This window comes from Paraburkholderia sp. Clong3 (genome assembly GCF_050436485.1).
Classification (GTDB): Bacteria; Pseudomonadota; Gammaproteobacteria; order Burkholderiales; family Burkholderiaceae; genus Paraburkholderia; species Paraburkholderia tuberum.
The window spans coordinates 1,877,364-1,902,938 of the sequence record NZ_JBNDMH010000003.1 but is presented as its reverse complement, the minus strand read 5'-3'; the positions used below and the strand labels follow the sequence as shown (position 1 = coordinate 1,902,938).

Here is a 25,575-nt window from a genome sequence, read left to right as displayed (position 1 = left end):
TCAATGCGCCGACGCGTGCTTCTCCTGCTCGGCTGCGCTCGGCTGCGTCACCGCGCTGACGATCACGAACACGATCACGTTGACCGCGAGCGCAAGGAAGCCGATGTTGACGTCCTTCAGCGCATCGGGCAGGAACGGCATCAGTTGACCGACGCTCCAGTGCAGCGTCGTGGTCAGTGTGACCACCGCGACACCCGCGACGATGCCGCAGAACGCGCCTTGCCTCGTCGCGCGGTTGTGCGGGAACAGGCTGCAGAGCACGGCCGGGAACAATTGCGTGACGAAGCTGTAGCCCATCAGCAGCAGCGCGACGATGGTTTCGCCGCCGTTCAGCGTGAAGGTGACCGCGACCAGCGCCACGACGGGTACGAGGAAGCGCGCGATCACCGCGACCGACGCATCCGACGCGTTGCGGTTCACCATGCCGCGATACACGTCGTTGGCGAGCAGCGTCGACGCCGAGGTCAGGATCATCGAGCCCGGCACCAGCGCGGTCAGGATACCGGCCGCGCCGATCACGCCGACGAACCACGGATCGAACGTCTGCAGCGACAGGCGGAACAACGACAGGTCGATGTCGGCGCCCTTCAGGCCCGGCACGCGCAGCGTCGCCGCGAAGCCGACGAAGAACACGAACAGCAGGATCAGCTGATAGAGCGGCAGAATCGCGGCATTGCGGCGGAAGATTCGCTCGTCCTTCGCCGTGAAGATCGAACCGAACGTGTGCGGCCACATGAAGAAGCCGAGCGCGGTCAGCAACACCGTCGACTGGAACCACACGACGCTCGAACCGCGCGCCGGGAAGGTCAGGAAGCCGGGACGGGCGGCGTCGATCGTGCGGAACATCGCGCCGATGCCGCCGTAGTAATGCAGCGGCAGATAGATGCCGAGGAACAGCACGATCGCGAGAATCAGCAGATCCTTGGCCACCGAGTTCCAGGCGGAGCCGCGCACGCCCGACACGATCACGTAAGAGGTCACGACGATCGCGCCGATCCAGATCGCCGCCGTCGACGAGATCGCACCGTACGACGCGGTCGAGACGATGATGCCGAGGCCCTTCAATTGCAGCACCAGGTACGGGATCAGCGCGGCCACGCCGACCAGCGCGACCAGCGTGCCGAGCGCCGGGCTCTCGTATTTGCGCGTCAAGAAGTGCGGCTGCGAGACCAGGCGGTGCGTCTTCGCGTAGCGCCAGATCGGCGGCAGCATCCAGTACGACAGGATGTACGCGAGCGTGCCGTACGCGAGGATGTAGTAGACCGGCGCCCCCTTGCCGTAAGCGAAGCCGCTGCCGCCGAGGAACGTGAAGGTCGTATAGATTTCGCCGGCCATCAGCAGGAACACGAACGCGGTGCCGAAGCTGCGGCCGCCCACGCTCCACTGCTCGAGGCTCATGTCGTGGCCGCGCCTTGCGCGCACGCCGAGGAACAGCGCGAATAGCGTAACGGCGGCGATGATGACGAGTGCGCTCATGGGCGAACCTCCTCGCCATCGGCGACGACGTGTCGGTTGGACGGATCGAGGTTGTAGATGATCGCCATGATGATCGCGCTCAACACCACCCACATGACGATCCAGGCCAGCACGAACGGCATGCCGAGCACGATCGGCTCGACGCGATTGACAAACGAAACGCCGACCAGGATGCCGACGAACGGCAACGCGGCAAGTACACGAAGCAGCATGTGGACAACTCCTCGAACCAGTAGGTATGTGTCGTTGAAATTCCGGCTTCGCTGAGGACTGTATGCCGGATACTTCGGTCCCGTAAAGCAGGTCAAAATAAATGTCGGAGTTTCGACCGCTGCAATTGCATCTTTCCAGCCCGGATTGCTGCAGTGCAAAGCGGGACGCGCCGTGGCGCGCAAGGTGTCGCGCGGCTTTTCTCCAGGCCGACTGGCGCGCCGCGATATGATCTGCGAGCATTGCAGCATTTTCCGGACCGCGCGATTCCAGCCGGGTTCATGACCGGCGGCGCGCCCAGGCGCGAACCCGCGCGAGCACACGCAGACAAGCAGGCACACGGACACGCACATGGTCGAAAGTCTGATCTCGGACATCATGTTTGGCTTTATCGGCTTAATCAGCATCATCAATCCGTTCAGCGGCGCGTTTGTGTTTCTGGACCGGACCGCGTCGTTGACCCTCGACGAGCGCACCGTACTCGCCCGCAAGATCGCGATCAACGCCGCCGTTGTGCTGCTGGTGGCATTCTTCATCGGCACGCCGATCCTGCATTTCTTTGGTATCTCGATGGAGGCGCTGCGCATCGGCGGCGGGCTCGCGCTTGCCGTGGGCGGCTGGCAAATGCTCAATGCGCCGGACACGCCGGCGGTCGAGCAGACGGAAGTCAAGCGCGTCGACGCCGAAACCGCGAAATCGCGCGCGTTCTTTCCTCTGACCGTGCCGCTGACCACTGGCCCCGGCTCGATCGCGACCGCGATCGCGCTGTCGGCGAATCGCACGCACAAGCTGTCGGCGTTCGTGATGGGGGGCATCGCGTCGGTCGCCATCACGTTCGCGGTGGCCGTCTGCGTGTATCTGATCTACAGCCGCGCGACGATCCTCGCGCGCTATCTCGGCGTCGAGGGCACCAAGGTCGCGTTGCGGGTGTCGGCGTTCCTGCTGCTATGCATCGGCGTGCAGATCATTCTGACCGGCGTGTCCGAATTCCTGATTCCGATCGCGACGATGCGCCCGCCGGCGGGCTAGCGCCGCATGCCGGCGCCATGCATGCTGTGGCGGCGGCGCCGCCGGTGGATCGCCTTCGGGTGGTTCGTGCGGAACGTCGACCGGATCGTCCGGGATCGGATCGGGGTCGATCTTCGGCGGCGGCGTGTTCGGCGCGATGTCGGGGTCGACTTCGGGCGGCATCGGCGCATGCGGATGCAGCGGCAGCGGCAGCGGCTGCAACGAAATTTGCGCGTGGGTTGGCGCGTTCAGGTCGAATGTGCCGATTGCACTGGGCGCTTGCCGGCTCGTATCAGGTAAATCCATCAGTCCTCTCCTAGGGTCTGTTTCCATATGTAAACAGACCCTAGTCTTCGTTCAGACGCGCAATGCTCGTGCCGCATGCCGACGGATGTCGTTCGCGTGGAACGCCAATTGCTGGAACCCGGCACGCGCGCCGCATCGCGATGACTGCGCGCGCCCGGCTCACATTGGACATCGCCCACGCAAAGCACTGGACGAGGAGCGCATATGGCGCGACACAAGGCCGACGTTGCCGACGACGACTTCGAGATTTTCGCCAGCTATCACGGAACAGGTGACGGCCGATACATAGGTGGGCTGAAGGTTGTGAGGAAAGCGGACAGGCGGATTCTGTTCCCGTTCGAGGGCGCACCGCAGATCGGCCCCTATGCGACCGCCGACGAAGCACGCCGCGCCGCGATTGCGTACGGCCGCAAGCTCGTCGCGGCCGATCGTGCCGCGCCCGAAGGCTGAGCGGGCGCAGCCGGTTTGGCAGTGCTTCCGTGAGAGGCGCAGAGCCATCAGGGCAGACCGCCGAGCGACGGCGAAATCGTGCTGCCGCGCGCGGGATCGTCCGGATGTTCGTCGGGCACGGTAGGGCGCGCCGACAGCGGCGGATGATCGCGATAGCAGGTGTCGACCGAACCGTCGACGAGGCAGTTCTGGAACGCATCGGCTCGCTCTTTTGCGCGAACGTGTACAGCGTGCGCTCGACCTGCACCTCGGTATCGGATACGCGAATTGTCGTAATGCTCATGAGGTTCTCCTTCGGGGGCGCCTTTTTTACAAAGCGAACGTGCCGCGCTACCGCCTTCGAGGCCGCAATGGCCGTGCCTGTTGCGCTGCGCGCGGACTTCTCCGGCAAGGCTCGAATGTTGCTGCGTGAACCAGATGCCCGTTCGAGATGGCGCGTGATGACGCGAATCGACGGCAGAACAAACGAGGAGGGCGCGATGCAAGATCCCCAATCGACCGACACCCCGCAGCAGAGCGCGACGCCAGGCGGCGAGCAGTCCGCGAGGCCAGATAACCGCGCCGCACCCACGCTGTCCGACGAAGTCAAAGCCCGCAACAAGCCGAGCGGTACGCACTACGTCGAGCCGAGTCCGCTCGGCATCGAACCGGTCGTGCAGACCGGCGTGGACAAAGCGACCAATCCGCCACGGTCGAGCGAGCGGCCGCGCCAGGGCGCCGAAGTGCCGCTCGGCAGCGGCGAGCACGCCGAGCCGCCGGGGGGCGGCGGGCGCGAATCGCATCACAAGCAGCCGGGCGAGCAATGACGCTGCGCGTTGCGTGCCAGCCGTGCATCCAATCCGTCAACACCCAACCGGAGAAAGCGCATGCAACCGGACAATCCAACCCAATCGATGAACCCCGGCGACGAAGCGCCGCCCAACACGCCGGGCGCTGGCGAAGACCTGTGCGCCGCCTGCCACGGCACGGGCAAGGTCGAGGGCGCTCGCTGCGCGGTGTGCGGCGGCACGGGCAAGGTGCTGCAGGGCATCGGCGGAGGCTAGCCGGCTGCTCGTCCGCAGGTTCGCGGCAACCGCATCACAAGCCAGGAGCAACCATGTTCAACGAGTCCAGGCACGGCTTCGACGCCGCGCAGACCGAATACGAAGCGTTCATGCTGGAGCCGCACGACTGGGTGCCGAACAACAGCAAGCTGCCGGTCGTGCTGTACCGGCGCGCGCTGTCGCCCGGCAGCGGCAATCTGCCCGCCGCGTTCGAAATCCTCTTCGAGCGCAATGCATGGCCCGCGCAGTGGCGCAACAGCATCTTCGACTTCCATCACTTTCACGCGACCGCGCACGAGGTGCTCGGCGTGACAGACGCGAGCGCCGAGGTGATCGTCGGCGGACCGGGCGGACGCGTGGTGACGGTGCACGCGGGCGACGTGCTGCTGCTGCCGGCCGGCACCGGCCATTGTCTGCAATCGTTCGAGCGGCATTTTCAGGTGGTGGGGGGCTATCCGTTAGGGCAGCAATGGGACATTCGCCGCGAAGCGCTGACGCCGCAGGAACTCACCGAGATGCTGGCGTTGCCGTTTCCGCCGCTCGATCCGATCGACGGCAAGCATGGTCCCGTCATCGAGTTTTGGCTGCAGTCAGCCTGAACTTCGTCGTTCGCGAAGCAACCGACCTGCCGCGGCGTGGCGTGCAGAGTTGCGCGGTTAGGCGCATCATCTGTGGGCTTTGCCGCGATTTTCCCGCGCGCTTTCGGCGCTGACGCTGGCACGTGGGCGGTTCCACGTGCGGCTTGGCGTCCTTATCGACATGCCCGGACGCGCGCGATTCCATGTCGACACGATGCGCCGATCCGTCCGCGCGCTCCGCGGCGCGCGTCGGCCGTCTTCCGAATTGCCGAACAAGGAGCGTCCCATGCAAAACGATTCCGCCCTCGATCAGTTGTGCATCAACACGATCCGCACGCTGTCGATGGACGCCGTGCAGAAAGCCAATTCCGGCCACCCCGGCACGCCGATGGCGCTCGCGCCGGTCGCCTATCACCTGTGGCAACACCACCTGCGTTACGACCCTGACGAGCCGCTGTGGCCGAATCGCGACCGCTTCGTGCTGTCGGCCGGGCATGCGTCGATGCTGCTGTATTCGCTGCTGCATCTGGCCAACGTGAAAGCCGTCGACGAACACGGCAAGCCGACCGGCGCGCCGGCCGTGTCGCTCGACGACATCGAGCATTTCCGCCAGATCGACAGCAATACGCCGGGCCACCCCGAGTACCGGATGACGACCGGCGTCGAGACCACCACGGGACCGCTTGGGCAAGGGCTCGGCAATAGCGTCGGCATGGCGATGGCCGCGCGCTGGTACGAGAGCCACTTCAATCGCGCGGACGCGCCGCTGTTCGACTACCGCGTGTACGCGATTTGCGGCGACGGCGACATGATGGAAGGCATCTCGCACGAAGCGGCCTCGCTCGCGGGGCATCTGAAGCTGTCGAACCTGATCTGGATTTACGACAGCAACCGCGTGACGATCGAAGGCCATACGGACCTCGCGTACAGCGACGATGTGGCAAGCCGCTTTCACGGCTACAACTGGCACACGCTGCACGTCGGCGATGCGAACGACACCGCCGCGCTGGAAAAGGCGCTGGTCGAAGCAAAGAGCGTGACCGACCGGCCGACGCTGATCGTGGTCCACAGCATCATCGGTTGGGGGGCGCCGAACAAGCAGGACACTGCGTCCGCGCATGGCGAAGCGCTCGGCGTCGAGGAAGTCGCGCTCGCCAAGAAATTCTACGGCTGGCCCGAGGACAGGTTCTTCTACGTGCCCGAGGGCGTGCACGAGCGCTTCGCGCAGGGCATCGGCGCGCGCGGCAAGGCGGCGCGCGAACAATGGCAGGCGAAGTTCGACAGCTACAAAAAGCAGTATGCGGAGCTCGCGCGCGAATTCGCGCAGATCGAGGCGCACGAATTGCCGCAGGGCTGGGACAGCGACATCCCGAGTTTCAACGCGGACCCGAAGGGCATCGCGACACGCGAATCGTCGGGCAAGGTGCTCAATGCGATTGCCGCGCGTGTGCCGTGGATGATCGGCGGCGCGGCGGACCTGTCGCCGTCGACTAAAACCAACCTGAAGTTCGAAGGCGCCGGCAGCTTCCAGGCGGATCACTATGCCGGCCGCAATCTGCACTTCGGCATTCGCGAGCATGCGATGGGCGCGGTGGTCAACGGTCTTGCGCTATCGAATCTGCGCGCGTACGGCTCGACGTTCCTGATCTTCAGCGACTACATGAAGCCGCCGATCCGCCTGTCCGCGATCATGGAAGTGCCGGCTATCTATGTGTTCACGCACGATTCGATCGGGCTCGGCGAAGACGGTCCGACGCATCAGCCGATCGAGCAGCTCGCGTCGCTGCGCGGCGTGCCCGGCCTGACCGTGCTGCGTCCCGGCGACGCGAACGAAGCGGCCGAGGCATGGCGTGTCGCGCTGACACAGCCGCATCGGCCGGCGTGCATCGTCTTGTCGCGCCAGCCGCTGCCGACGCTCGACCGGAGCCGCTATGCGCCCGCGAGCGGCGTCAGGCACGGTGCGTATGTGCTCGCCGATGCGCCCGCTGGCAAGAAGCCCGAGGTGATCCTGATGGCGACCGGCAGCGAGCTATCGATCTGCGCCGACGTGTACGAGAAGCTGAAGAGCGAGGGCATCGCGGCGCGCGTCGTGTCGATGCCGTCGTGGGACATCTTCGAGCGCGAGGACGGCGCGTATCAGGAGTCGGTGCTGCCTGCGGACGTCGAGGCGCGCGTCGCGGTCGAGCAGGCTGCGTCGCTCGGCTGGGATCGGTATACAGGACGGCTCGGTGCGCAGGTCGTCATGCATACGTTCGGCGCGTCGGCGCCGATCGCGGATCTGAAGAAGAAATTCGGTTTCACGCCGGAAGCCGTGTATCAGGCGGCGAAGCAGCAGATCGAGCGGGTGAAGAAGGGGAAGGGCACTTGAGCGTGCGGCGCTCGACGACGTCGTGAACGCTTGATGCGAAAAGCGGTGGGCCGGCGGGATCTATCCGTTTCGATCAGGCATGCGGCCACGGTTTGCGGCCGCTTGCCGGCCTACTCGGTCGCGAGGCCGGACGCCTCGCCGCGCCATGAAAGGAGACTTCAAATGGCCGAGATCAATAAGGAAGACGTTGTTGCGGTGCTGAACCGGATTCTCGAATCCGAGTTGGCCGGCGTCGTCCGATATACGCACTATTCGTTCCTTGTGTTCGGATTCGGACGCATTCCGATCAGGTCGTGGTTGCGCGCGCAGGCCGATGAATCGTTGTTGCACGCACAGCAGGCCGGCGAATGGATCACGACTCTGGGTGCCTATCCGTCGCTTGCGATCGGTCCTCTGCTCGACTCGCACACCTTCGATATCTCTTCGATCCTCCGCGAGTCGTTGCAAGCCGAGAATCTTGCGTTGCAGTTGTATCGCGACCTGCTGGCGCTCGTCGAGGACCGCTCGGTTGCACTCGAGGAGTTCGCCCGTCAGATGATCCACGTCGAGGAGATGCACGCGGGCGAAGTCGACAAGATGCTGCGCCGCCCTGGGGAAATGACGACGTCGGAGGACAGCTAGGGCCTGTTCACGCTAATAACGGGCTTGCGAACGTGCCTTTCCGCGCGTAGTGCAAGGAGAGAGGAGCGCCGTTTGGCCGAGCCAAACAAGCGACGACCGACGCCGCAATACGGGCGGAAAGGCACGTTCCCCTGTTTTAAAAAAACCTTCAAGGGGCTGGCCGCCAGAAGGGCCGATCGCCGCGTCATGCTCCTTGCGAATACGTCGAGTATTCGCTGCGTCGCAATCCTTGCGCTCGGCCCTTCTGGCGGCCAGCGCAAGCCCGTTATTAGCGTGAACAGGCCCTAGTGCTGATGCCGATGATGGATATCGGGGAAATGCGCGTGCGAATGTGTAATAGGCAGATGCACGTGAGCGTGCGTGTGCGGATCTTCACCGGCATAAGGAAACTCATGCGCGTGCTGATGGTGCTCGTCATGGCGATGCCGGTGCGTGTGTTCAAGAAACTCATGGCTGTGCTCATGCTCATGCCGCTCGCGCACATGTAGCCAGATACCCAGCGCCATCAGGGCGGCGGCAATCCAGAAAGACAGATTGGGTAGCGCGGGCCATATGATCAGCGAAAGCATGACACCGAACAGCGGCGCAATGGAAAAGTACGCGCCTGTACGCGCCGTACCGAGATGGCGAAGTGCAACAACGAACAGCACGAGGCTGATGCCGTAACCGCCAAGCCCGGTCAGCATCGCTGCCGCCATGGTTCCTGCTGACGGAAGCGAAGCGCCCGCCGCGATCGCAATGCCGAGATTCACGGGACCGGCCACCATCCCTTTGAGACACGCGATCACCATCGCGTCGTTCGCCGAGACCTTGCGCGTCAGGTTGTTGTCGATTGCCCAGCACAGACACGCGCCGACGATCAGTAACGCACCCACCGGCACGCCTGACTGTCCCGGATGCCACGACAGCAGCACGCCGCCCGCAACGATCGCCACCATCCCGAGAAAAACCTGAATGTCGACATTTTCCCGGAAGACCACCCAGGCAATCACTGCGGTCAACACACCCTCAAGGTTGAGCAATAACGAACTCGTTGCCGCTGATGTGGTGGACAGGCCCAGCATCAGCAATGCGGGGCCGGCGACGCCACCCATCGCTATCGCCCCGATCAGCCAAGGCAACTCGCCTTTGGTGATGCGGTGGTCCGCGGCGGAGTGAAGTCCGCGCGATCGGAAGGCACGCCACGCGATGCCGACCCCAAGCCCCAGGCCGCTACCGAGATAAAACAGTCCTGCGAGCATGAAGGGGCTGACTGAGCCGAGCAGCGCCTTGGCCAACGGTGTCGCGGCGCCGAACAGCGCCGCGGCGATTAAGGCAGTGAATATCGCGCCGTGTACTGATCTCACCACTCCAACCTCTTGTCCGCAGCAGAAGGGACAGTTTACAGACCATCGCTGGGGTGACGGATGATATTCGCCGTTGGGCGCGGCAGCGGTGAACCTGGTCGTCTCTGACACGCGGCTCGACTAGCGCGGCACGGTACATCGGTCGTTCAACACCGCCTGGACGAAATGATAGGGGCATACGTCGACGCACTTCGCACATGTTCGGAGCATCGAACTGTCGGCACGCCGCAGACATTTCGCCGCGAGGCTGTCCGTGCGCCACCACCACTCGCGAATCGCCTTCATGCCCGCGGCTGCCGCGCAAACCGATTCGATCGCGCAAAGCCGTGTGCCGCCCGGGCCGCGGCACACGGCGCGAACATGGCACACCCTGTGCGCTAGAGACCGCGGGTCCGCAACACTCTGCAGTTCAAGGATCTGCGGCCTCGCTCGATATGCTAAGCTGTCAGGCAGTGCTCCGCACAAACGTAGCGCACGATCGATGCTTTTCTCGGATGTATAAAGAGGAGAAGCGACCATGAAAATCCTATGGGTCGATGACCACGAAATTCTTTGCGTTGCTCTTTCCGAATATGTCCAAACACACGCGTCGGAGCTGAGCGCAGCCCCAATCGACATCACGCCCGTCTTTACGCTTGCCAGCGCGCTTGAAGAAGTCAACAAGACACCGCCCCCGGACCTGGTATTCCTGGATCTTAATCTGGATGGTGAGAATCGTGGCGCCGCGACACTTGAGCATTTTCAGGCCGGAAATCCATCCAATGTTCCCGTGGTCATCTGCACAGGACTTGCTCCTGGAAACGATCATGAAGTTGAAATTTTGCGAATGTGCATGCGTGACTACGCCGCTCGGGGAATCCTGTTGAAAGGAGGCGCGTACAAAAAAATGTTCATTGGACTGAGCAGGATCTTAGGAGGTGAACTCTGGATTCCGGAAGAAGTCTTGCTCCGCTTTGCCTGCTCGACACAAGCGCCCTCAGCTAGCCAGAATCAGCATCATCTTGGGCTTTCTCCGCGAGAGTGGGATTTGGCGCGTTGCATTGCACGTGGCCTCTCAGGTAAACAGATCGCAAGAGAGCTTGGCGTCTCCGAGGGACATGTCAGACAGGTTTCTTGTGTTATTTACGACAAACTTCAAGTCAGAAACCGCGTCGAAGCTGCACTTCGAGTCAATGCCGAGCTTACCCTTGGAAGTGGGGCAGCAGATACGCGACTGTCGTGAAGATCTCTGCTACACCGCTCTTCATGTTTCCCTGCCATCACTTTTAACCGCCTTCGGTCGACGTTTTTGGCTTATGTTCTGCAAGTGTGGTCAATAAGGTTCGTTCCGAAACCGGTTTCGACAAAAGCTTGATGCCACTGACGGCTACTTTTTTGAGCACAGCTGACGAGGTGTCGCCCGACCACAGGATCGCAGGGATCGAGGCGTCGGTAGCAGCGCGGACCGCCGTAATCGCCGCAATGCCGTCCTCGTTTTCCAGCCGGTAGTCAGAGAGGATGAAGTGCGGACCGCTTGCCAAAGCCTCAATGCGCAACTGCTCGATGACGTCGGATGACGATTCCCCCGCCACGACGTAGCAGCCATGCTCGATCAGGCGCATCGATATTTCGATTCTTAAGTCGCTGTTGTCCTCGATGATCGCCACGACCATATTGGTCAGGTCCGGGTCGCCGTCTTCAACCGTTTGAACCTCGCGCAACGCCGGCGGTATGAGTCCCATGAACGGGACCGTAACCGAAAAACGCGATCCACGTCCTGGTGTCGAGTCCACGTCCAGTTTGTGACCAAGAAGGTTCGCGAGACCCTGGACAATGGACAGACCCAGGCCGAACCCTTTTTCACGATTCCTCTCGGGATTATCGACCTGTACATAGCTTTTGAAGATATCCGCCTGTCGACCTTCAGGGATACCGATCCCGTTGTCCCAGACGCTTATCTTTATGCCGCTGCCTCGCCTCTGGCAACTCACCAGAACATGTCCCTTCTTGCCTCCCTGTTCGGAAGGCGTGTAACGGACCGCGTTGATCACCATATTCCGGACGATCCTGTCCAACGCATGTCGATCCGTACGGACCAGATAGGGGCGACTACGGAGTCTTAACTTCAGCCCCTTCGTCTCAGCCAGCGGCTGCATATCCACGACTATGCCGCGTAAAAGGGAAGGCAGCGCCACCTCCTGAATTTCTACATTCCAGGTGCCGGACTCGAGGCGGCAGATATCCAGTGCCCCGTTAATCATTCCTTCCATCGCGTCCACTTGCCTTTGCGCAATCGAGACGCCTTCGACCAGATTGGTCGATTTAATGCTCCGCCCGATGAAATTTAACTTCAGGCCGAGCGTGGTGAGCGGTTGACGCAGGTCATGGCTTATCGCAGCGATCAGCAGGTTCTTCTCCGCCGTTGCCGCTACAGCCTGAGAACGCGCCTCCTCGAGAATAATCTCTTTAACATATGCGCGTTTCTGACTGTAAAAAATAAACCACGCGAGGAAACAATAGCCAATTAGTTGAGCCGTATAAAAGCCCAGCATTGCTGGCCGGTAAATAAATAGAGGTGGTCCCAAGCTAAATCCGAACGGGATAGCCCCGAGCACGAATGAACCTAAATTCGCACGAAGACTCGGTGCGAGCAGCAGCAAGGTAAATGTATGGCTGATTAGCGTGTACTCAAGGAAGCCAGAACTGGCCAATTTGACGTAGGGAGCATGGCCCGAGAAATCGGGTGGGGTGAGCCCAAAGCTACCCGCCGCCCACCAGAACGATGTCAGTGTGACGACTGCAGCCCATGTCCAGTGCATCTGCTCGACCGCGTCGACGCTGGCGTGCTTCGGGAGCGCCATGGTCTTTTTCAGCAAGTATGCTGCCATGGGAGTGGCTATCCCCCACAGTCCCAGGACCCAGACGACACGGAACCAAAGATAGCTATCCGACGTCTTGATCCACGATCCATATATGCACAACAGTGTGGCTCCGACCGACACTAGCGCGGTCCAACATACCGCTCGACGGGACAGCGATTTCAATAACTCACGTTTGACATAGAGATTCTGCTCGGTACTGAGTGCTGCAACGGGTCCCAGAAAAGGATTCACAAATTCAGCGAATCTGCGGAGCTCGATTTCGTGAGCCGTTTCACCCGCCCACAGTGATGTTTTGGCCCCGCGCTTTTCGCCCGAGTCAGAATCACGTCGTGTTTGAATACGGGACGCCATAGCAGGCCTCCGAGAATCAAGTGCAGCTACGCTCCGTTATGCAAGCTTTGTGTTCCCCTGCCATCTCTTTCACCCGCCTTCGGTCAATGTTTTTGGCTTATGTTCTGCAAGTGCGGTCAATAAGGTTCGTTCCGAAACCGGTTTCGACAAAAGCTTGATGCCACTGACGGCTACTTTTTTGAGCACAGCTGACGAGGTGTCTCCCGACCACAGGATCGCAGGGATCGAGGCGTCGGTAGCAGCGCGGACCGCCGTAATCGCCGCAATGCCGTCCTCGTTTTCCAGCCGGTAGTCAGAGAGGATGAAGTGCGGACCGCTTGCCAAAGCCTCAATGCGCAACTGCTCGATGACGTCGGATGACGATTCCCCCGCCACGACGTAGCAGCCATGCTCGATCAGGCGCATCGATATTTCGATTCTTAAGTCGCTGTTGTCCTCGATGATCGCCACGACCATATTGGTCAGGTCCGGGTCGCCGTCTTCAACCGTTTGAACCTCGCGCAACGCCGGCGGTATGAGTCCCATGAACGGGACCGTAACCGAAAAACGCGATCCACGTCCTGGTGTCGAGTCCACGTCCAGTTTGTGACCAAGAAGGTTCGCGAGACCCTGGACAATGGACAGACCCAGGCCGAACCCTTTTTCACGATTCCTCTCGGGATTATCGACCTGTACATAGCTTTTGAAGATATCCGCCTGTCGACCTTCAGGGATACCGATCCCGTTGTCCCAGACGCTTATCTTTATGCGGCTGCCTCGCCTCTGGCAACTCACCAGAACATGTCCCTTCTTGCCTCCCTGTTCGGAAGGCGTGTAACGGACCGCATTGAGCACCATATTCCGGACGATCCTGTCCAACGCATGTCGATCCGTACGGACCAGATAGGGGCGACTACGGAGTCTTAACTTCAGCCCCTTTGCCTCAGCCAGCGGCTGCATATCCACGACTATGCCGCGTAAAAGGGAAGGCAGCGCCACCTCCTGAATTTCTACATTCCAGGTGCCGGACTCGAGGCGGCAGATATCCAGTGCCCCGTTAATCATCCCTTCCATTGCATCCACTTGCCTTTGCGCAATCGAGACGTCTTCAACCAGATTGGTCGATTTAATGCCCCGCCCGATGAAATCTAACTTCAGGCCGAGCGTGGTGAGCGGTTGACGCAGGTCATGGCTTATTGCGGCGATAAATTGGTTCTTCTCCGCCGTTGCCGCTACAGCCTGAGATCGCGCCTCCTCGAGAACAACCTCTTTTACACATGTGCGTTGCTGATCGTTGCAAATGAACCATGCGACGACACAATAGCCAATTATTTGAGCCGTATACCAGTCAAACATTCCTGGCCGGTTAATAAAGAACAGTGGTGCCATGTTAAATCCGAATGGGATAGTGCCAATCACGAGTGCGCCTAAAGCCGCACGAAGACTGGGTGCGAGCAGCAGCAACGTAAATGCCTGGCAGATCATCGTCAGTTCCAGAAAGCCATACCGGCCGAATCTAAAGTAATAACCATGGAGGACCACGAATTTGGGTGGGATGAGCCCAAAGCTGGCCGCCGCCCACCAGAAAGATGTCAGCATGACCAATGCAGCCCATGCCCAGTGCATCTGCTCGACCGCGTTGACGCTGGCGTGCTTCGGGAGCGTCATGGTCTTTTTCAGCAAGTATGCTGCCAAAGGAGCGGCTATCCCCCACAGTCCCAGGATCCAGACGACACGGAACAAGGGATAAATATCCGATGTTTTGATCCACGATCCAAATACGAACCAGAACGGGCTTCCGACCAGCAGCAGCGCGATCCAATATACCGATCGGCGGGACAGCGATTGCAATAACTCGCGTTTGACGAGGAGATTCTGCTCAGTACTGAGTGCTGCAACCGGTCCCACAAACAGATTCATAAATTCAGCGAATCTGCGGCGCTCGATTGTGTGAGCCGTTTCGCCCGCGCACAGTGATGTTCTGGCCCCGGGCTTTTCGTTCGCGTCGGAATCACGTGGTGTTCGGGTACAGGACGCCATAACAGGCCTCCGGGCATCAGGTGCAGCTACACGCCATTGTGCTAGCGGTCCGCCAACAAGTCGATGGACAAGTGTTCTGTTTTTTGCCGAACAAAAGTTCGTGATCCACGCAGGTGGTCCCTACCTGAGATTTGTGCCCCCTGTGCCGAGCGTTGCGCGGAAGACCGTCAAAGCTGCTGAACGAGGGTAAGTATGAGGCTGATCTCTCGCGCTGCGCGGTACCAGTAACTCGCGGTTGTCCTGATCAAGCACGGCTCGCCAATTGCGATATTGGGTGCTCGCTCCGTGTGTGCCGCGTCGAACTGCATCCGTAACCAGGCGTGCGCCGTACTCTCAAGAAATCACTCTAGCGAATAATCGTAAAGCGACACCCAACATTTATTCTCCCGAAAAGGAACATTTAATGCCGAACATCAAATTATCGACGTAACTACAACTGACGCGATTACACGGCGCAATAATGCAACATAATTCGATACAAGGAGGGCGTCAATCACCGCACAACGGCCCGCGTTCTTCTCTTGTCGAATGCCTGTTACGAGTACGGCTCTATAACCGGCCGATGCGGAAAACGCAGTGCGTACATGCGCGACGTTTTCCACCTCACTTTCAGGGAGATCGACATGATCCGCAATACGCCCCCGAGTTAAGCCAGCTGAATCGCGGACGACTCCATACCCCATATCAACCACAACTTGCAGTTTGTCTGCAGAACTGGCTGCAGTGTGCTATTCGGTTTCCCGATTGTTAAGTTAGCCATGAATCAAGGAGCTCCATGATGAAAACCCTTGCATGCCTTGTCCTCGCCAGCTGTGCGCTTGCCAGCCCAGTCGTCAGCTTCGCTCAGAGCACCGCGCCCGTCACCCGTGCGCAGGTGCGCGCGGAACTGATCCGTCTCGAGCAGGCCGGCTATCACATGGGCGACGGCGACCATACGAAGTATCCCGAGCAAATTCAGGCTGCTGAAGCGAAGATCGCTGCACAGGACAGCCAGCAGGCGGGCAACAGTGACGTTGGCGGTACGACGACCAACGGCACCGCAGCTTCCGGCAGTGTCCAGCATGTGTCGAAGCCCTCGCCATCGTCGTGCGTCGGCCCCGCAAGTTATTGCAACCTTTTCTTCGGTAATTGACCGCGAGATGGCTCGCCCGACACCTCTCCGACGATCCGGGTAACGTGCCTGGATCGTCTGGGGGCGTCCTCACCGGTGGCGTCCGAATCTTCGGACCCTGCGCAACGAATTCCAGGTGAAATGATGAACCCGCGGTCGATACGCATCGCCGGCCACATGGTGTTGACCTCGTTGACGCTTTACGTCGCCAATGTATTGCTGCGCACTAACAACAGCGTTGCAGGCGCGATGTTGCTGATCCTCGGGACGTTGGTCATACATCTCCTTCGCCCCTTAATCCATTCGAGCATCGAGCCGCCTTCGATGAGCTTTCGCGTCTGGCTCAACAAATCCTCGCTGCCAACGGACTTTCAGATCGGGCAAGCATCGCTTCGTTCGCACCCGACGCCGCGGGATACGGTTCTCGACAGATTCTCAGCCTCGGCGCTCATCAGCCGTCCGTCGAAACGGTGGTAGCCTCCCACGCATCGATTTCCACGTTCAATGCCGACAACTTGTCTCGAACGAGCCCGAGTGCGTCGCTACCGAGCAAAAGACGCGTGGGCGGATGATCCGCTGCCATGGCGGCCAGCATTGCGCGCGCCGCTTTCCTGGGATCTCCCAACTGCTTGCCGCTTTTTTCCTCGCGGGCCTGGCGGATGGGATTGAAAATATCGTCGTAATCCGAAATCGAGCGGGGGGTCCGCGTCATCGAGCGACCTGCCCAGTCAGTGCGAAATGAGCCCGGCGCCACGGCCGTCACGGCAATACCGAAGGGCTTGACCTCTTTGCCAAGCGCCTCGGAGATGCCCTCCAACGCAAACTTGCTCCCGCAGTAATAAGCGATTCCCGGCATCGTGATGTAGCCGCCCATCGATGTGATATTCAGAATGTGGCCGCGGCGGCGCTCACGCATGAACGGCAGGACGGCCTTCATCATGGCGACCGCACCAAATACATTCACATCGAACTGTCGGCGCATATCCGAGAGCGGCGATTCCTCCATGATGCCCTCGTGGCCGTAGCCGGCATTGTTGACCAGCACATCGATTGGGCCGATGCCAGCCTCGATTTCCGTCACGACGCCGTCGATCGCGTCGAAGTCGGTCACGTCGAGCACGCGTCCCCAAGCGGCATTCGCGGATACGGACTCGAATTCACGCTTTGCCTGGGCACTTCTCACCGTACCGACGACCTTGTGACCCACCGCCAGCGCTTCCTGTGCGAGCGCGCGGCCAAAGCCGCTGCTGACGCCGGTGATGAGCAGAGTTTTGCTGCTTGCCATTGAAGCTTCTCCCGAATGTCGATTGGAGAGTGCATACTAATCTGACCAGCGAGGCAAATTAAGCCGAATTCAGCTGATTTTCTTGCATAAAACTATGAACACGATACGCGCTTTGGCCCAGCATCCAGATCTATCCTCTCGAAGCCAGAAACGCATGATTGTCCTGCTACGCGCATTGGCGCCCGACGAGGGCTACAACCTGACGGCACTGCCGAGCGTCCGCATCTTGCGGTCGAACCGGGCGCTATCGCGCACGCCCGTTCTGTACGATCCCGGTATCGTGATCGTCTGCCAGGGCCGCAAGCGAGGTTATTTCGGCGACCAGCTCTACCTGTACGACGAGCGTCACTACCTGGCCGTGTCCGTGCCCGTGCCGTTCAGCATGGAGACCGACGCAACCGAGGAGCGCCCACTGCTCGCGCTGTATCTGCACCTCGATTTCGGATTGGCCGCCGAACTTGCGGAGCGGATCGACCGCGAAGGCGTGGGGGAGTGCGCACCAGCACCTCAAAGCATGATGTCGACGCCGATGGATGACGCAATGCAAGCGTCCGTGCTGCGCTTCCTCGAGGCGATGCATCGGCCACTCGAATCTGCTGTGTTGGGCGCCGGGCTGCTGCGTGAACTGTATTTCCGGGTGCTCACCGGAGCCCAGGGAGGCTCGTTGCGCGAGGCTTTGGCGATGCGAGGACAGTTCGGCCAGATAGGCCGCTCACTCCGCCTGATTCATGCAAGCTATGCGCAGCCCCTCGACGTAAGGCAACTGGCCGACGAAGCGGGTATGAGCATTCCGAGTTTCCACAGCCACTTCAAGGCAATTACGCAGGTGTCGCCGATGCAATATGTGAAGTCGACGCGCCTTCATCAGGCTCGCCTGTTAATGGTGCGCGAGGAGCTAACCGCGGAGGCGGCGGGACACGCTGTGGGTTATGCGAGCCCGTCCCAGTTCAGCAGGGAATTCAGGCGTCTGTTTGGCTTGACGCCTGCCGCAGAGGCAAAGCGTATGCGCGAGAGCTTCGCGATCCCGGCAGTATTCGCTGATACGGCTTATGTCTCGTCGCACTGAATTTGCCGCGGTTCGGTTCGATCGTAGATCAGTGATCGGACATCCACGAGTGTCTGCTAGACGGTGAGAATCATGCGCCCGCAACGTCGTCATGGAGGACGGTTACTTTTGACGAGGGAGGCTTTCAGCGCAGGTTGAAACCCGCCGCGAGTAACCGTCTTCGCTGGCCGCGGGTTGCCAGACCGCCGGCCCCGCGTCGTAATCAGGGCAGCGTTGGATCACAACCGGCACCGGTGAGCGCGATTGTTCGATGTCACGCCGATTGTCCGAAAGTTAGGGGGATACTGGGACGGCGGCCGTTTTCAAGCGGCGATGCAAACCACCGAGCCAACGGATCAACTGACTGCATGAAGGACTCGATCAACAACACACCGCTTCTCTTGACGACGAATACACAATCGCGGTCACGCGCCCAGATGGCTGTGCGTGTGTGGATGACGAAGCACGAACGCGTCGGGCCATGTGCCTGCGTGAGGGTTCGCGAAAACGTCGCAAGGCTAAAGTTCTTGCGCAGCAACGACTCGAAACTCGCGGGCAGATGCGATTGGTGGAATGACTATCGCTCGCATTCGCCGGAGTCTTCTTGAATTGAAGCCTGCGCGATAAATGCAACTCAGCTATGTCTGACTGCGCGAGAGCAGCCGCGGCCGGAGTTGTCGAGGCGCTGCGGCCGGGTCAAGCCACTTTCTCATCCACCGCGATGCAGTAACGTCGATCTCATTGAGCATGAGGCATCTGAAGCAATAAACCGGGTGGCCAGGATCAAGCGTAGCGAGATAAACGAACCCAATGTGTCGTCTTCAATAGCCGTTTTGCCTTTATTGCTGAAGAATTGTCTGGAAGCGCACAGATTCCCCCGATACGCCTCGTATGCTTTAGCGCTATAAGCGAAGCCAAAATGACAACCAGATGGCTTCTCGAGGCCCTTCGCATTCAGCAATCACATGCGGAGTGTGGCACTCAACGTCGGGGGACACCATGAGAAATCAAGCGAACAGCACCGTCGCGATTCCATCATATTTCAAGCGGGCCACGTCATCGGTGTTACCTCGATGTGCGCTGGCTCGTTACTGTTCACGCCCACTTCGATTCCCCGGCGCTAGCCGCGCCTTTGCGAAATTCAGGATCGCGTCGACCGAATCAGCGTCCAGAGCAGAGCGCAAGCTTTAGCCAACGAGGTGCTGTCGGTGACTGTTGCGTGTGCACATACGGAGTCAAATAATGAGCCTGAAAAAAATGCAAAAGGGCGTGGTGGCCGTTGAAACCGCGCTCGTACTTCCGATCCTGCTGCTGATTGTGTTTGGGATCGTCGAGTTCGGCCTGGCGCTGTACGACCAGGCTGTCATCACCAACGCCGCCAGAGAGGGCGCGCGGGCGGGCATCGTGCTAACAAGTCCCAGGCCCACGCCGACGGACGTCACCAACGTTGTGACCAACTATACGTCCTCGTATCTGATTTCGTTTGCGACGAAAAACCCCACACCGTCAGTCTCGGTGACCAACGCAGGCGGGTCGTTCGGCACCGCGTTGGCAGTCAAGGTTTCGTACACGTTCACAGGGTTGCTGCTCGGCCCCCTGATGAACCCGTTGACTGGGCCGATCACCTTGAGCTCCACGGCCACGATGAACAACGAATAAGAAGAACATCATGCGTAACATCCATACCATGCGTACTCAGCGCCGCGCAAAATCGATGAAGAAGCAAAAGGGTGCGGTGGCGATCATGGTCGCTCTGCTGCTGCTTATGCTCCTGAGCTTCGCGGCGCTCGCGATCGACATTGGCAACCTGATGCTCGCCCGCACTCAGGCACAGACTGCCGCCGACGCTGCGGCGCTTGCAGGGGCACAGTGCCTATATGCCCAAGCCAACAACCCTGGCTGCAACAACGCGAACGCCGCCAATCCGGATTGGAACGACTCGCAGACCGAGGCTGTTTCGTTCGGACCGAATAACAACGTCCAAGGGGCAGCCGTCCAACTGCATTCGTCGGATGTCACTACCGGCTATGTGAATGTCAGCAATGTCGCGGCTGGTGTATCCCAGGCAACCGTGCCGGTAGCAAGCGGAAACATCGTGCCGGCGGTCCAGGTGACGGTCCACAAGGACGGGACCGACTCTAACGGGGTCGTTCCGGTGTATCTGGCACAAGTGCTGAACATCGCGTCGCTGAAGACGAGTGCGACAGCGACTGCGGTCGTGGCTAGTCCGGGAACCGCTGAAGTTGGGGCACTGTTCCCGATTGTGATGTCGCGATGCCTCTACGACACCTACTGGAATTCGGCGACCAATTCACCCGATCTTGCTACCAGTACAACCGACCCCCAAGCGGCGAACAACGGCACACCAATTCCGCAGACGATCGGCCAACCGTACATCTTCGCGATCAGAGCGTCGTACCAGGCCGCCAATTGCAACGCAGGGCAATGGACTTCCCTCTCATCGGCGAACAGCCAGCTTGGTTCCAGCGCCATAGTCGGGTTGATGACGAGCGGAAACGCAAGTCCGATGTCTATCGGCGAACCGATCTATCTTGAAACGGGCCTAAATAGCAATGCGTTCCACAGTGTTGCAACGTGTAGTCAGATCGCGGCGGGTTCGGCGGGTAGTTGTGCCTGGGTGACCGTAGCTGTAGTGAGTAACGTCACGGGGGGACAGGGGAGTACTCCGCCGATAGTCGCATTCGGGTGCCTGCACATCCTGAACGAGACGGGCAGCGGCTCCAACGCAGTCATCACCGTTCAGATGGGCAACGATCCCAACTACTGCAAAAACAACCAGACGGACGGCATCGGGCCCGACTATGGGACGATCATGATGCCCCGGTTGGTTCAGTAGCTTTGCAATCGAGACGTCGTGGCAATCAGGGCCGACACGTTGGGGCGAACTCGGCCTTCTGGCGCGTTTATGACCGGCCAGTCACACCAACTTTTTTCTACCGTCGCGATCTGTGTTGCAAGTCGCGGCTATTCGGTCACGCTACGCCCGACGAAATTGAACCGCCTGGTCGCTTTGCGCTCATTTGCGCCCGGTTGCCAGCCTTGATTGCTGTCATTGGCCGGCTGGCGACTTTGTGGTTGGGGTCGCCAGCGAGTTGTTAACCCCGTAAGCGGGGGGGCGGGACGTCGAGCGACTGTTCGCGCTATTCGGCTGGCCCGAGGTCGACGACGCGGCGCCGCTGTCCGTGTTGGTGGCGCCAGGCGTGCCGTAGCCACTCGTTGCAGCGGCCGGCGACTGTGTGGTCGGAGTCGCCAGCGTGTTGTTGCTTTGTGCATATACGCTGCCCGACAGCGTGAGTGCGGCGACGGCCGCGATCAATGTGCTGGTTGCCTTGTTCATGACACGCGTCTCCTTGGTTGGACTGCGATTTCGACGCAAACGATGCATCCGCACCGTTTCCGTCGTGCTCGCCTAATGCCAAGTTTAGGAAAGCGATGGCTGATAGTTACGCGCATTATTCACAATGGTGAATATCGATTTTCGGCGCTAACCGGGTAACCTGACGCGCGCTGGTCCCCGATCTGAGGCTATCAGTCAACGCGCGCAAGACTGCCACTGTGGTTGCCCATCATTTCTGTTCCCGCATCCACGGCGTAAACGTGATTCCGACCAGCAATCCTTCCGGCCCGATGAAGCGACTGACCGTCTGGTCCCACGGCTCATTCCGGTTCCTGACCAGCATCCGATACCCTTGCGATTCAAGTTCCGCCGTTGCCGCCTGGACGTCGTCGACATCAAACTCGATCCAGGCTTGCGGGATGGGTACGTCGCGAGGCCACGAATCCGTGCCGAAGCACGACTGCGAGGCGTGGGAGAGCGGCCACAAGGCGAAAGAGTTTGCGCCGTTCAGACCCTCCGTATGGAGATAGCCGCCGTTCTCTTCCTTGAAGGGGATACCGAAGGCCCGACCGTAGAGATCGCGGCTTGCCTGGGCTTCAATCACAATCGGGCCAAAACCTGCGATGAACAAGGCCGTGGCTTTTGGGATCTTTTCCATGGCTTCTCCTTTGCCGCGAAAGAGCGGCGCGATGAAGAACGAACAGGTTCGCCCACGCCCATCGAACTGATCTGGCGGCGAGTTTTCCGGTACCGCGGGGCATGGCATGGTTGAGTGTAGGCTTGTTTCGGGTGGCCGGCGATGCATCGCGCGGCGCCGTGGCGCGTGCGTCGAGGCGAAACGGCGTTGGCACGCTTTACCGTTGCTTTGCAAGAATTGCAGAAATGCGCGCGGGTGCGATGCCCGGCCATCAAGCCTCGGCGTTGATGCCGTCTTGCGCGTTGTCCTCGCCGCCCCGTTCAAGCGTGCTGCGATATGCGCGCGACTGCATCTCGGCAAGCCGGCTCAGCGTACGCGACAGATCACGCGCGCCTTCGAGACCGATCAACGCGGTCTCGATCGGCTGATCGGAGGCGATGAAGAGCGCACGCTTGCGGTCGTAGAAGATGTCGATCAGCCAGACGAGGCGCTGCAGCGTATGCGGCTGCCTCAGCGCTTCCGTATGCAGACGATCGACGATCAAGCCTTGCCATTGCTCGGCGAGATCGAGGTAGTCGAGGTGCGAGCGGCTTGCGACGCACAACTGCTCGAAGTCCGCCCACAGCAGCGCGCGGCCGGCTGCCCGCGCTTCGAGCGGCCGGCCCGCCGCGCTCAGCCTGATCGGCTCGATCGCAGCGTCGCGTTCATGGCTCGTGAAGATATCGCGCAACGCGGCCTCGCTCGATGCGTCGAGCGGCGCGAAAAAGCGCGGCACCTCGGCCGCTTCGCCGCTGAAGCGGTAATCGCGCACGCCGTCGAAATGGATCACCGTGAAGCCGCGTTTGATCTGCGCGATGGTCGGCAGAAAGCGCTCGTGAAACTCGGGGTCGGGCAACAGATCGTCCGGTGCGTAGTTCGACGTCAGCACGATTCGCGTGCCCAGGTTGATCGCGGTGTCGAGAAAGCGGCCCATCAGGAACGCGTCGGCGATATCGTGCACATGAAATTCGTCGAAGCACAGCAGCTCGATACCGTCGAGCCATTGCCGCGACACGTCGCCGAGCCGGTCGTCGCCGCGCGGCGCGTGCACGAGCCGGCGGTTCATCTCGCGCAGGAACTCGTGGAAATGCAGGCGCCGTTTGCGGCATGGCGCAAGCTCGAACAGCGTATCGACGACGAGGCTCTTGCCGCGGCCCGGCAGTCCGTGACAGTAGACGCCTTGCGGCCCGAACGCGGCGGTGGACCATGCCTGCCGCGCGCGCTGCTGCGCGCCGACCAACCCGACGAGCGCGCCGATGGCCTCGCGCTGCCGCGCATCGGCAGAGATGCCGCGCGCGGTCAGTGCGCGCGCGATGCGGGTTTCGTCAAGCATGGGCAAGAGCGTCCATGCCTGATGACGCGAACGACGCGAATGATGCGACTTGCGCGAATGACGCAGTGTGGGCCGCCGCGAAAACGGCGAGGATGTGTGTGAGCATGAGATAACGGCCGACGTGATGGCCTGCGGCGAAGCAGACCCAATGAGCGCGTGCACGGAGCGCGCGCCATTTTACCAGCCACGTTCTGCGTCGAACGTTGGCGCGCACACGCGTCGTCGAGCCGCTACCGCGTCATTTGTCGTGATGCCCCGGCAGCACGGCACCGAGCACCTGCTTTGCCGTTTCGACCACCACGTTGCCCTGATCGGGGTCGCCCTTCATCAACGTCTCGACGAACGCCTTTGCCTGCGCGAGCGTGACGTGCGGCGGCAGCGGCGGCACGTTCGGATCGGCCTTCACCTCGATCACGACCGGGCGATTCGACGCGAGCGCGTCGTCCCAGGCGGTGGCCATCTGATCGGGATTGTCGACATAGATGCCCTTCAGACCGATCAGCTCCGCGAAGCGGTGATACGGCACGGACGGAATGTTCTGCGAGGCCTCGAACTTCGGATCGCCTTCCATCACGCGCTGCTCCCATGTGACCTGATTCAGGTCGCCGTTGTTGAGCACCATGCAGATCCAGCGCGGATCGCTCCAGCCTTGCCAGTACTTCGCGACCGTGATCAGCTCCGCCATGTTGTTCATCTGCATCGCGCCGTCACCGACGAGCGCGATCACGGGCCGCTCGGGGTACGCGAACTTCGCGGCGATCGCATAGGGCACGGCCGCGCCCATCGACGCGAGCCCGCCCGACAGCGAGCACATCATGCCGCGCTGCACTTGCAGATCGCGTGCGTACCAGTTCGCGACCGAGCCCGAATCGCTGGTGACGATCGCGTTCGAGGGAATGCGCTTCGACAGCTCCCATACCGAGAGCTGCGGATTCAGGCCATCTTTCGCGGGTTCGTGCGCGCGTTTCTCCAGCGTCTTCCACCAGTCGGACACCCAGCCTTCGATGCGCTCGCGCCACAGCCGATCCTTCTTTTCCTCGAGCAGCGGCAGCAGCGCGCGCAGCGTCTCGGCGCTATCGCCGACGAGGTTCACTTCCATCGGATAACGCAGGCTCAGCATGTCGGCCTTGATGTCGATCTGCACGCCGCGCGCGTCGCCTTCCTTCGGCAGAAATTCCGAGTAGGGGAAGCCCGAGCCGATCATCAGCAACGTATCGCAATGGGTCATCATGTCGTAGCTCGGCTTCGTGCCGAGCAGGCCGATCGAACCGGTTACCCACGGCAGATCGTCGGGCAGCGCGGCCTTGCCGAGCAGCGCCTTGGCGACGCCGGCGCCGAGCTTCTCGGCGATCGCGATCACTTCGTCGGTCGCGTGCAGCGCGCCCGCGCCGACCAGGATAGCGACCTTGCGGCCCGCGTTCAGCACGTCGGCGGCCTGGCGCAACTGCTCGTCGCTCGGTACGACGCGCGGGCGCGCGTAACCGATGCCCGAATGCAGCGTGCCATGCTTGCGCCCCGGCGGCTCATAGGGGATGTCCTGTAGATCGTTCGGCAGTATCAGTGCCGTGACCGCGCGCTCGGCGAGCGCGATGCGCACGGCGCGATCGACCAGATGGCGGACCTGCGCGGGCATCGTCGCAAAGCCGACGAACGAGCCGGCCACGTCCTTGAACATCGCGGGCAGATCGAGCTCCTGCTGATAGTGTCCGCCGATCGCCGCGCGTGCCTGCTGACCGGTAATCGCCAGCACCGGCATGTGATCCATGCGCGCGTCGTACAGCCCCGTCAGCAGATGCGATGCGCCCGGCCCCGAGGTGGCGATGCACACGCCCAACTCGCCGGTGAATTTCGCATGCGCGGAGGCCATGAACGCGGCCATTTCTTCGTGACGGACCTGAATGAATTCGATCGGGCCCGGCTGATCCGTGCTTTTGTGGCGTTTCTTCGCTTCGCTCTGCGCGCGGTTCAACGCGCCGAACACGCCGTTGATGCCGTCGCCCGGATAGCCGTAGATTCGCCGCACACCCCATGCGTGCAGCCGCCCGATGATGAAATCGCCGACGGTTTCAGCCATGATCCTCGCTCCTCGATAGCCAGTCGATGCCGCCCTGCGAAATGGGCGGCCGTCGT

Annotated in this window: 24 protein-coding genes and 1 pseudogene; 13 read left to right on the top strand and 12 right to left on the bottom strand. The window is 61.0% G+C overall.

The window, feature by feature from the left end; translation table 11 throughout:
- Both OKW30_RS32095 and OKW30_RS32090 read right to left on the bottom strand, forming a co-directional pair.
- Window positions 1-1,476 (bottom strand): sodium:solute symporter family protein, encoded by a 1,476-nt coding sequence (locus OKW30_RS32095; RefSeq protein WP_184062327.1) that lies wholly within the window; start codon window positions 1,474-1,476, stop codon window positions 1-3.
- Entirely contained in the window at window positions 1,473-1,688 is a 216-nt protein-coding gene (locus tag OKW30_RS32090) for a DUF3311 domain-containing protein (protein WP_187628102.1), read from the bottom strand. Before OKW30_RS32090 ends, OKW30_RS32095 begins: the two co-directional genes overlap by 4 nt.
- 349 nt (window positions 1,689-2,037) lie before the next feature.
- On the opposite strand from OKW30_RS32090, the gene OKW30_RS32085 reads away from it, so the two are divergent.
- Entirely contained in the window at window positions 2,038-2,715 is a 678-nt protein-coding gene (locus OKW30_RS32085) for a MarC family protein (protein ID WP_184062325.1), read from the top strand.
- Here OKW30_RS32085 and OKW30_RS32080 read toward each other — a convergent pair.
- A complete protein-coding gene (locus OKW30_RS32080) occupies window positions 2,632-3,000 on the bottom strand; it encodes a hypothetical protein (RefSeq protein ID WP_260335476.1) in 369 nt (122 codons plus the stop codon). The two genes, OKW30_RS32085 and OKW30_RS32080, sit on opposite strands and share 84 nt — an antisense overlap.
- Window positions 3,001-3,204: 204 nt before the next feature.
- Here OKW30_RS32080 and OKW30_RS32075 point away from each other — a divergent pair, with 204 nt between their 5' ends.
- Window positions 3,205-3,450 (top strand): DUF6723 family protein, encoded by a 246-nt coding sequence (locus OKW30_RS32075; protein ID WP_090809892.1) that lies wholly within the window; start codon window positions 3,205-3,207, stop codon window positions 3,448-3,450.
- 47 nt (window positions 3,451-3,497) lie between these two features.
- Here OKW30_RS32075 and OKW30_RS32070 read toward each other — a convergent pair.
- Window positions 3,498-3,733 (bottom strand): annotated as a pseudogene (locus OKW30_RS32070) (hypothetical protein).
- Window positions 3,734-3,929: 196 nt separating this feature from the next.
- On the opposite strand from OKW30_RS32070, the gene OKW30_RS32065 reads away from it, so the two are divergent.
- The 5 genes from OKW30_RS32065 (at window position 3,930) to OKW30_RS32045 (ending at window position 8,060) form a co-directional block, all read left to right on the top strand.
- Window positions 3,930-4,256, top strand: a complete 327-nt coding sequence (locus OKW30_RS32065; RefSeq protein ID WP_184062323.1) for a hypothetical protein — start codon at window positions 3,930-3,932, stop codon at window positions 4,254-4,256.
- Window positions 4,257-4,316: 60 nt separating this feature from the next.
- Window positions 4,317-4,493 carry a hypothetical protein gene (locus OKW30_RS32060; RefSeq protein WP_184047024.1) on the top strand — a complete coding sequence of 59 codons (177 nt, stop codon included), beginning with the start codon at window positions 4,317-4,319 and terminating at the stop codon, window positions 4,491-4,493.
- Between the two features lie 53 nt (window positions 4,494-4,546).
- Complete coding sequence (locus OKW30_RS32055) at window positions 4,547-5,092, top strand: cupin (RefSeq protein WP_184062321.1); 546 nt, start codon at window positions 4,547-4,549, stop codon at window positions 5,090-5,092.
- 265 nt (window positions 5,093-5,357) lie between these two features.
- Window positions 5,358-7,439 carry a transketolase gene (gene tkt / locus OKW30_RS32050; protein ID WP_429348600.1) on the top strand — a complete coding sequence of 694 codons (2,082 nt, stop codon included), beginning with the start codon at window positions 5,358-5,360 and terminating at the stop codon, window positions 7,437-7,439.
- Between the two features lie 162 nt (window positions 7,440-7,601).
- On the top strand, window positions 7,602-8,060 hold the full coding sequence (locus OKW30_RS32045; protein ID WP_018425186.1) for a ferritin-like domain-containing protein: 459 nt from the start codon (window positions 7,602-7,604) through the stop codon (window positions 8,058-8,060).
- Between the two features lie 284 nt (window positions 8,061-8,344).
- Here OKW30_RS32045 and OKW30_RS32040 read toward each other — a convergent pair whose 3' ends face one another.
- On the bottom strand, window positions 8,345-9,406 hold the full coding sequence (locus OKW30_RS32040; protein ID WP_429349204.1) for a DMT family transporter: 1,062 nt from the start codon (window positions 9,404-9,406) through the stop codon (window positions 8,345-8,347).
- A gap of 517 nt (window positions 9,407-9,923) precedes the next feature.
- Between OKW30_RS32040 and OKW30_RS32035 the strand changes: the two genes are divergently transcribed.
- A complete protein-coding gene (locus tag OKW30_RS32035; protein ID WP_184062315.1) occupies window positions 9,924-10,628 on the top strand; it encodes a LuxR C-terminal-related transcriptional regulator in 705 nt (234 codons plus the stop codon).
- Between the two features lie 43 nt (window positions 10,629-10,671).
- On the opposite strand, the gene OKW30_RS32030 is transcribed toward OKW30_RS32035, so the two are convergent.
- Window positions 10,672-12,618 (bottom strand): hybrid sensor histidine kinase/response regulator, encoded by a 1,947-nt coding sequence (locus OKW30_RS32030; RefSeq protein ID WP_429348599.1) that lies wholly within the window; start codon window positions 12,616-12,618, stop codon window positions 10,672-10,674.
- 69 nt (window positions 12,619-12,687) lie between these two features.
- A complete protein-coding gene (locus OKW30_RS32025) occupies window positions 12,688-14,517 on the bottom strand; it encodes a hybrid sensor histidine kinase/response regulator (RefSeq protein WP_429348598.1) in 1,830 nt (609 codons plus the stop codon).
- Window positions 14,518-15,412: 895 nt separating this feature from the next.
- Between OKW30_RS32025 and OKW30_RS32020 the strand changes: the two genes are divergently transcribed.
- Both OKW30_RS32020 and OKW30_RS32015 read left to right on the top strand, forming a co-directional pair.
- Window positions 15,413-15,769, top strand: coding sequence for a DUF4148 domain-containing protein (locus OKW30_RS32020; protein WP_429348597.1), 357 nt, complete (start codon window positions 15,413-15,415; stop codon window positions 15,767-15,769).
- A gap of 123 nt (window positions 15,770-15,892) precedes the next feature.
- Window positions 15,893-16,225 carry a hypothetical protein gene (locus tag OKW30_RS32015; protein ID WP_429348596.1) on the top strand — a complete coding sequence of 111 codons (333 nt, stop codon included), beginning with the start codon at window positions 15,893-15,895 and terminating at the stop codon, window positions 16,223-16,225.
- On the opposite strand, the gene OKW30_RS32010 is transcribed toward OKW30_RS32015, so the two are convergent.
- Window positions 16,200-17,033 (bottom strand): oxidoreductase, encoded by an 834-nt coding sequence (locus OKW30_RS32010; protein ID WP_184062305.1) that lies wholly within the window; start codon window positions 17,031-17,033, stop codon window positions 16,200-16,202. The two genes, OKW30_RS32015 and OKW30_RS32010, sit on opposite strands and share 26 nt — an antisense overlap.
- A gap of 154 nt (window positions 17,034-17,187) precedes the next feature.
- Here OKW30_RS32010 and OKW30_RS32005 point away from each other — a divergent pair, with 154 nt between their 5' ends.
- The 3 genes from OKW30_RS32005 to OKW30_RS31995 all read left to right on the top strand — a co-directional run bounded on the left by OKW30_RS32005 (window position 17,188) and on the right by OKW30_RS31995 (window position 20,935).
- Window positions 17,188-18,099 carry an AraC family transcriptional regulator gene (locus OKW30_RS32005; RefSeq protein WP_260335475.1) on the top strand — a complete coding sequence of 304 codons (912 nt, stop codon included), beginning with the start codon at window positions 17,188-17,190 and terminating at the stop codon, window positions 18,097-18,099.
- Between the two features lie 1,221 nt (window positions 18,100-19,320).
- On the top strand, window positions 19,321-19,737 hold the full coding sequence (locus tag OKW30_RS32000) for a TadE/TadG family type IV pilus assembly protein (RefSeq protein WP_429348595.1): 417 nt from the start codon (window positions 19,321-19,323) through the stop codon (window positions 19,735-19,737).
- 10 nt (window positions 19,738-19,747) lie between these two features.
- A complete protein-coding gene (locus OKW30_RS31995; RefSeq protein WP_429348594.1) occupies window positions 19,748-20,935 on the top strand; it encodes a pilus assembly protein TadG-related protein in 1,188 nt (395 codons plus the stop codon).
- Window positions 20,936-21,148: 213 nt separating this feature from the next.
- Here OKW30_RS31995 and OKW30_RS31990 read toward each other — a convergent pair whose 3' ends face one another.
- The 4 genes from OKW30_RS31990 to OKW30_RS31975 form a co-directional block, all read right to left on the bottom strand.
- Complete coding sequence (locus OKW30_RS31990; RefSeq protein ID WP_184062297.1) at window positions 21,149-21,436, bottom strand: hypothetical protein; 288 nt, start codon at window positions 21,434-21,436, stop codon at window positions 21,149-21,151.
- A 229-nt stretch (window positions 21,437-21,665) separates the two neighbouring features.
- A complete protein-coding gene (locus OKW30_RS31985; RefSeq protein ID WP_429348593.1) occupies window positions 21,666-22,094 on the bottom strand; it encodes a VOC family protein in 429 nt (142 codons plus the stop codon).
- A gap of 250 nt (window positions 22,095-22,344) precedes the next feature.
- The gene (gene zapE, locus OKW30_RS31980; protein WP_184062293.1) at window positions 22,345-23,445 is read right to left on the bottom strand and encodes a cell division protein ZapE; all 1,101 of its coding nucleotides are present in this window, start codon (window positions 23,443-23,445) and stop codon (window positions 22,345-22,347) included.
- A gap of 238 nt (window positions 23,446-23,683) precedes the next feature.
- Entirely contained in the window at window positions 23,684-25,519 is a 1,836-nt protein-coding gene (locus OKW30_RS31975) for a thiamine pyrophosphate-requiring protein (protein WP_429348592.1), read from the bottom strand.
- Window positions 25,520-25,575 lie beyond the last annotated feature (56 nt).

Coding starts and splice junctions, on each gene's coding strand:
- OKW30_RS32095 (WP_184062327.1), bottom strand. CDS start 1,476: ATGAGCGCACTCGTCATCATCGCCGCCGTTACGCTATTCGCGCTGTTC.
- OKW30_RS32090 (WP_187628102.1), bottom strand. CDS start 1,688: ATGCTGCTTCGTGTACTTGCCGCGTTGCCGTTCGTCGGCATCCTGGTC.
- OKW30_RS32085 (WP_184062325.1), top strand. CDS start 2,038: ATGGTCGAAAGTCTGATCTCGGACATCATGTTTGGCTTTATCGGCTTA.
- OKW30_RS32080 (WP_260335476.1), bottom strand. CDS start 3,000: ATGGATTTACCTGATACGAGCCGGCAAGCGCCCAGTGCAATCGGCACA.
- OKW30_RS32075 (WP_090809892.1), top strand. CDS start 3,205: ATGGCGCGACACAAGGCCGACGTTGCCGACGACGACTTCGAGATTTTC.
- OKW30_RS32065 (WP_184062323.1), top strand. CDS start 3,930: ATGCAAGATCCCCAATCGACCGACACCCCGCAGCAGAGCGCGACGCCA.
- OKW30_RS32060 (WP_184047024.1), top strand. CDS start 4,317: ATGCAACCGGACAATCCAACCCAATCGATGAACCCCGGCGACGAAGCG.
- OKW30_RS32055 (WP_184062321.1), top strand. CDS start 4,547: ATGTTCAACGAGTCCAGGCACGGCTTCGACGCCGCGCAGACCGAATAC.
- tkt (WP_429348600.1), top strand. CDS start 5,358: ATGCAAAACGATTCCGCCCTCGATCAGTTGTGCATCAACACGATCCGC.
- OKW30_RS32045 (WP_018425186.1), top strand. CDS start 7,602: ATGGCCGAGATCAATAAGGAAGACGTTGTTGCGGTGCTGAACCGGATT.
- OKW30_RS32035 (WP_184062315.1), top strand. CDS start 9,924: ATGAAAATCCTATGGGTCGATGACCACGAAATTCTTTGCGTTGCTCTT.
- OKW30_RS32030 (WP_429348599.1), bottom strand. CDS start 12,618: ATGGCGTCCCGTATTCAAACACGACGTGATTCTGACTCGGGCGAAAAG.
- OKW30_RS32025 (WP_429348598.1), bottom strand. CDS start 14,517: ATGAATCTGTTTGTGGGACCGGTTGCAGCACTCAGTACTGAGCAGAAT.
- OKW30_RS32020 (WP_429348597.1), top strand. CDS start 15,413: ATGATGAAAACCCTTGCATGCCTTGTCCTCGCCAGCTGTGCGCTTGCC.
- OKW30_RS32015 (WP_429348596.1), top strand. CDS start 15,893: ATGAACCCGCGGTCGATACGCATCGCCGGCCACATGGTGTTGACCTCG.
- OKW30_RS32010 (WP_184062305.1), bottom strand. CDS start 17,033: ATGGCAAGCAGCAAAACTCTGCTCATCACCGGCGTCAGCAGCGGCTTT.
- OKW30_RS32005 (WP_260335475.1), top strand. CDS start 17,188: ATGATTGTCCTGCTACGCGCATTGGCGCCCGACGAGGGCTACAACCTG.
- OKW30_RS32000 (WP_429348595.1), top strand. CDS start 19,321: ATGAGCCTGAAAAAAATGCAAAAGGGCGTGGTGGCCGTTGAAACCGCG.
- OKW30_RS31995 (WP_429348594.1), top strand. CDS start 19,748: ATGCGTAACATCCATACCATGCGTACTCAGCGCCGCGCAAAATCGATG.
- OKW30_RS31990 (WP_184062297.1), bottom strand. CDS start 21,436: ATGAACAAGGCAACCAGCACATTGATCGCGGCCGTCGCCGCACTCACG.
- OKW30_RS31985 (WP_429348593.1), bottom strand. CDS start 22,094: ATGGAAAAGATCCCAAAAGCCACGGCCTTGTTCATCGCAGGTTTTGGC.
- zapE (WP_184062293.1), bottom strand. CDS start 23,445: ATGCTTGACGAAACCCGCATCGCGCGCGCACTGACCGCGCGCGGCATC.
- OKW30_RS31975 (WP_429348592.1), bottom strand. CDS start 25,519: ATGGCTGAAACCGTCGGCGATTTCATCATCGGGCGGCTGCACGCATGG.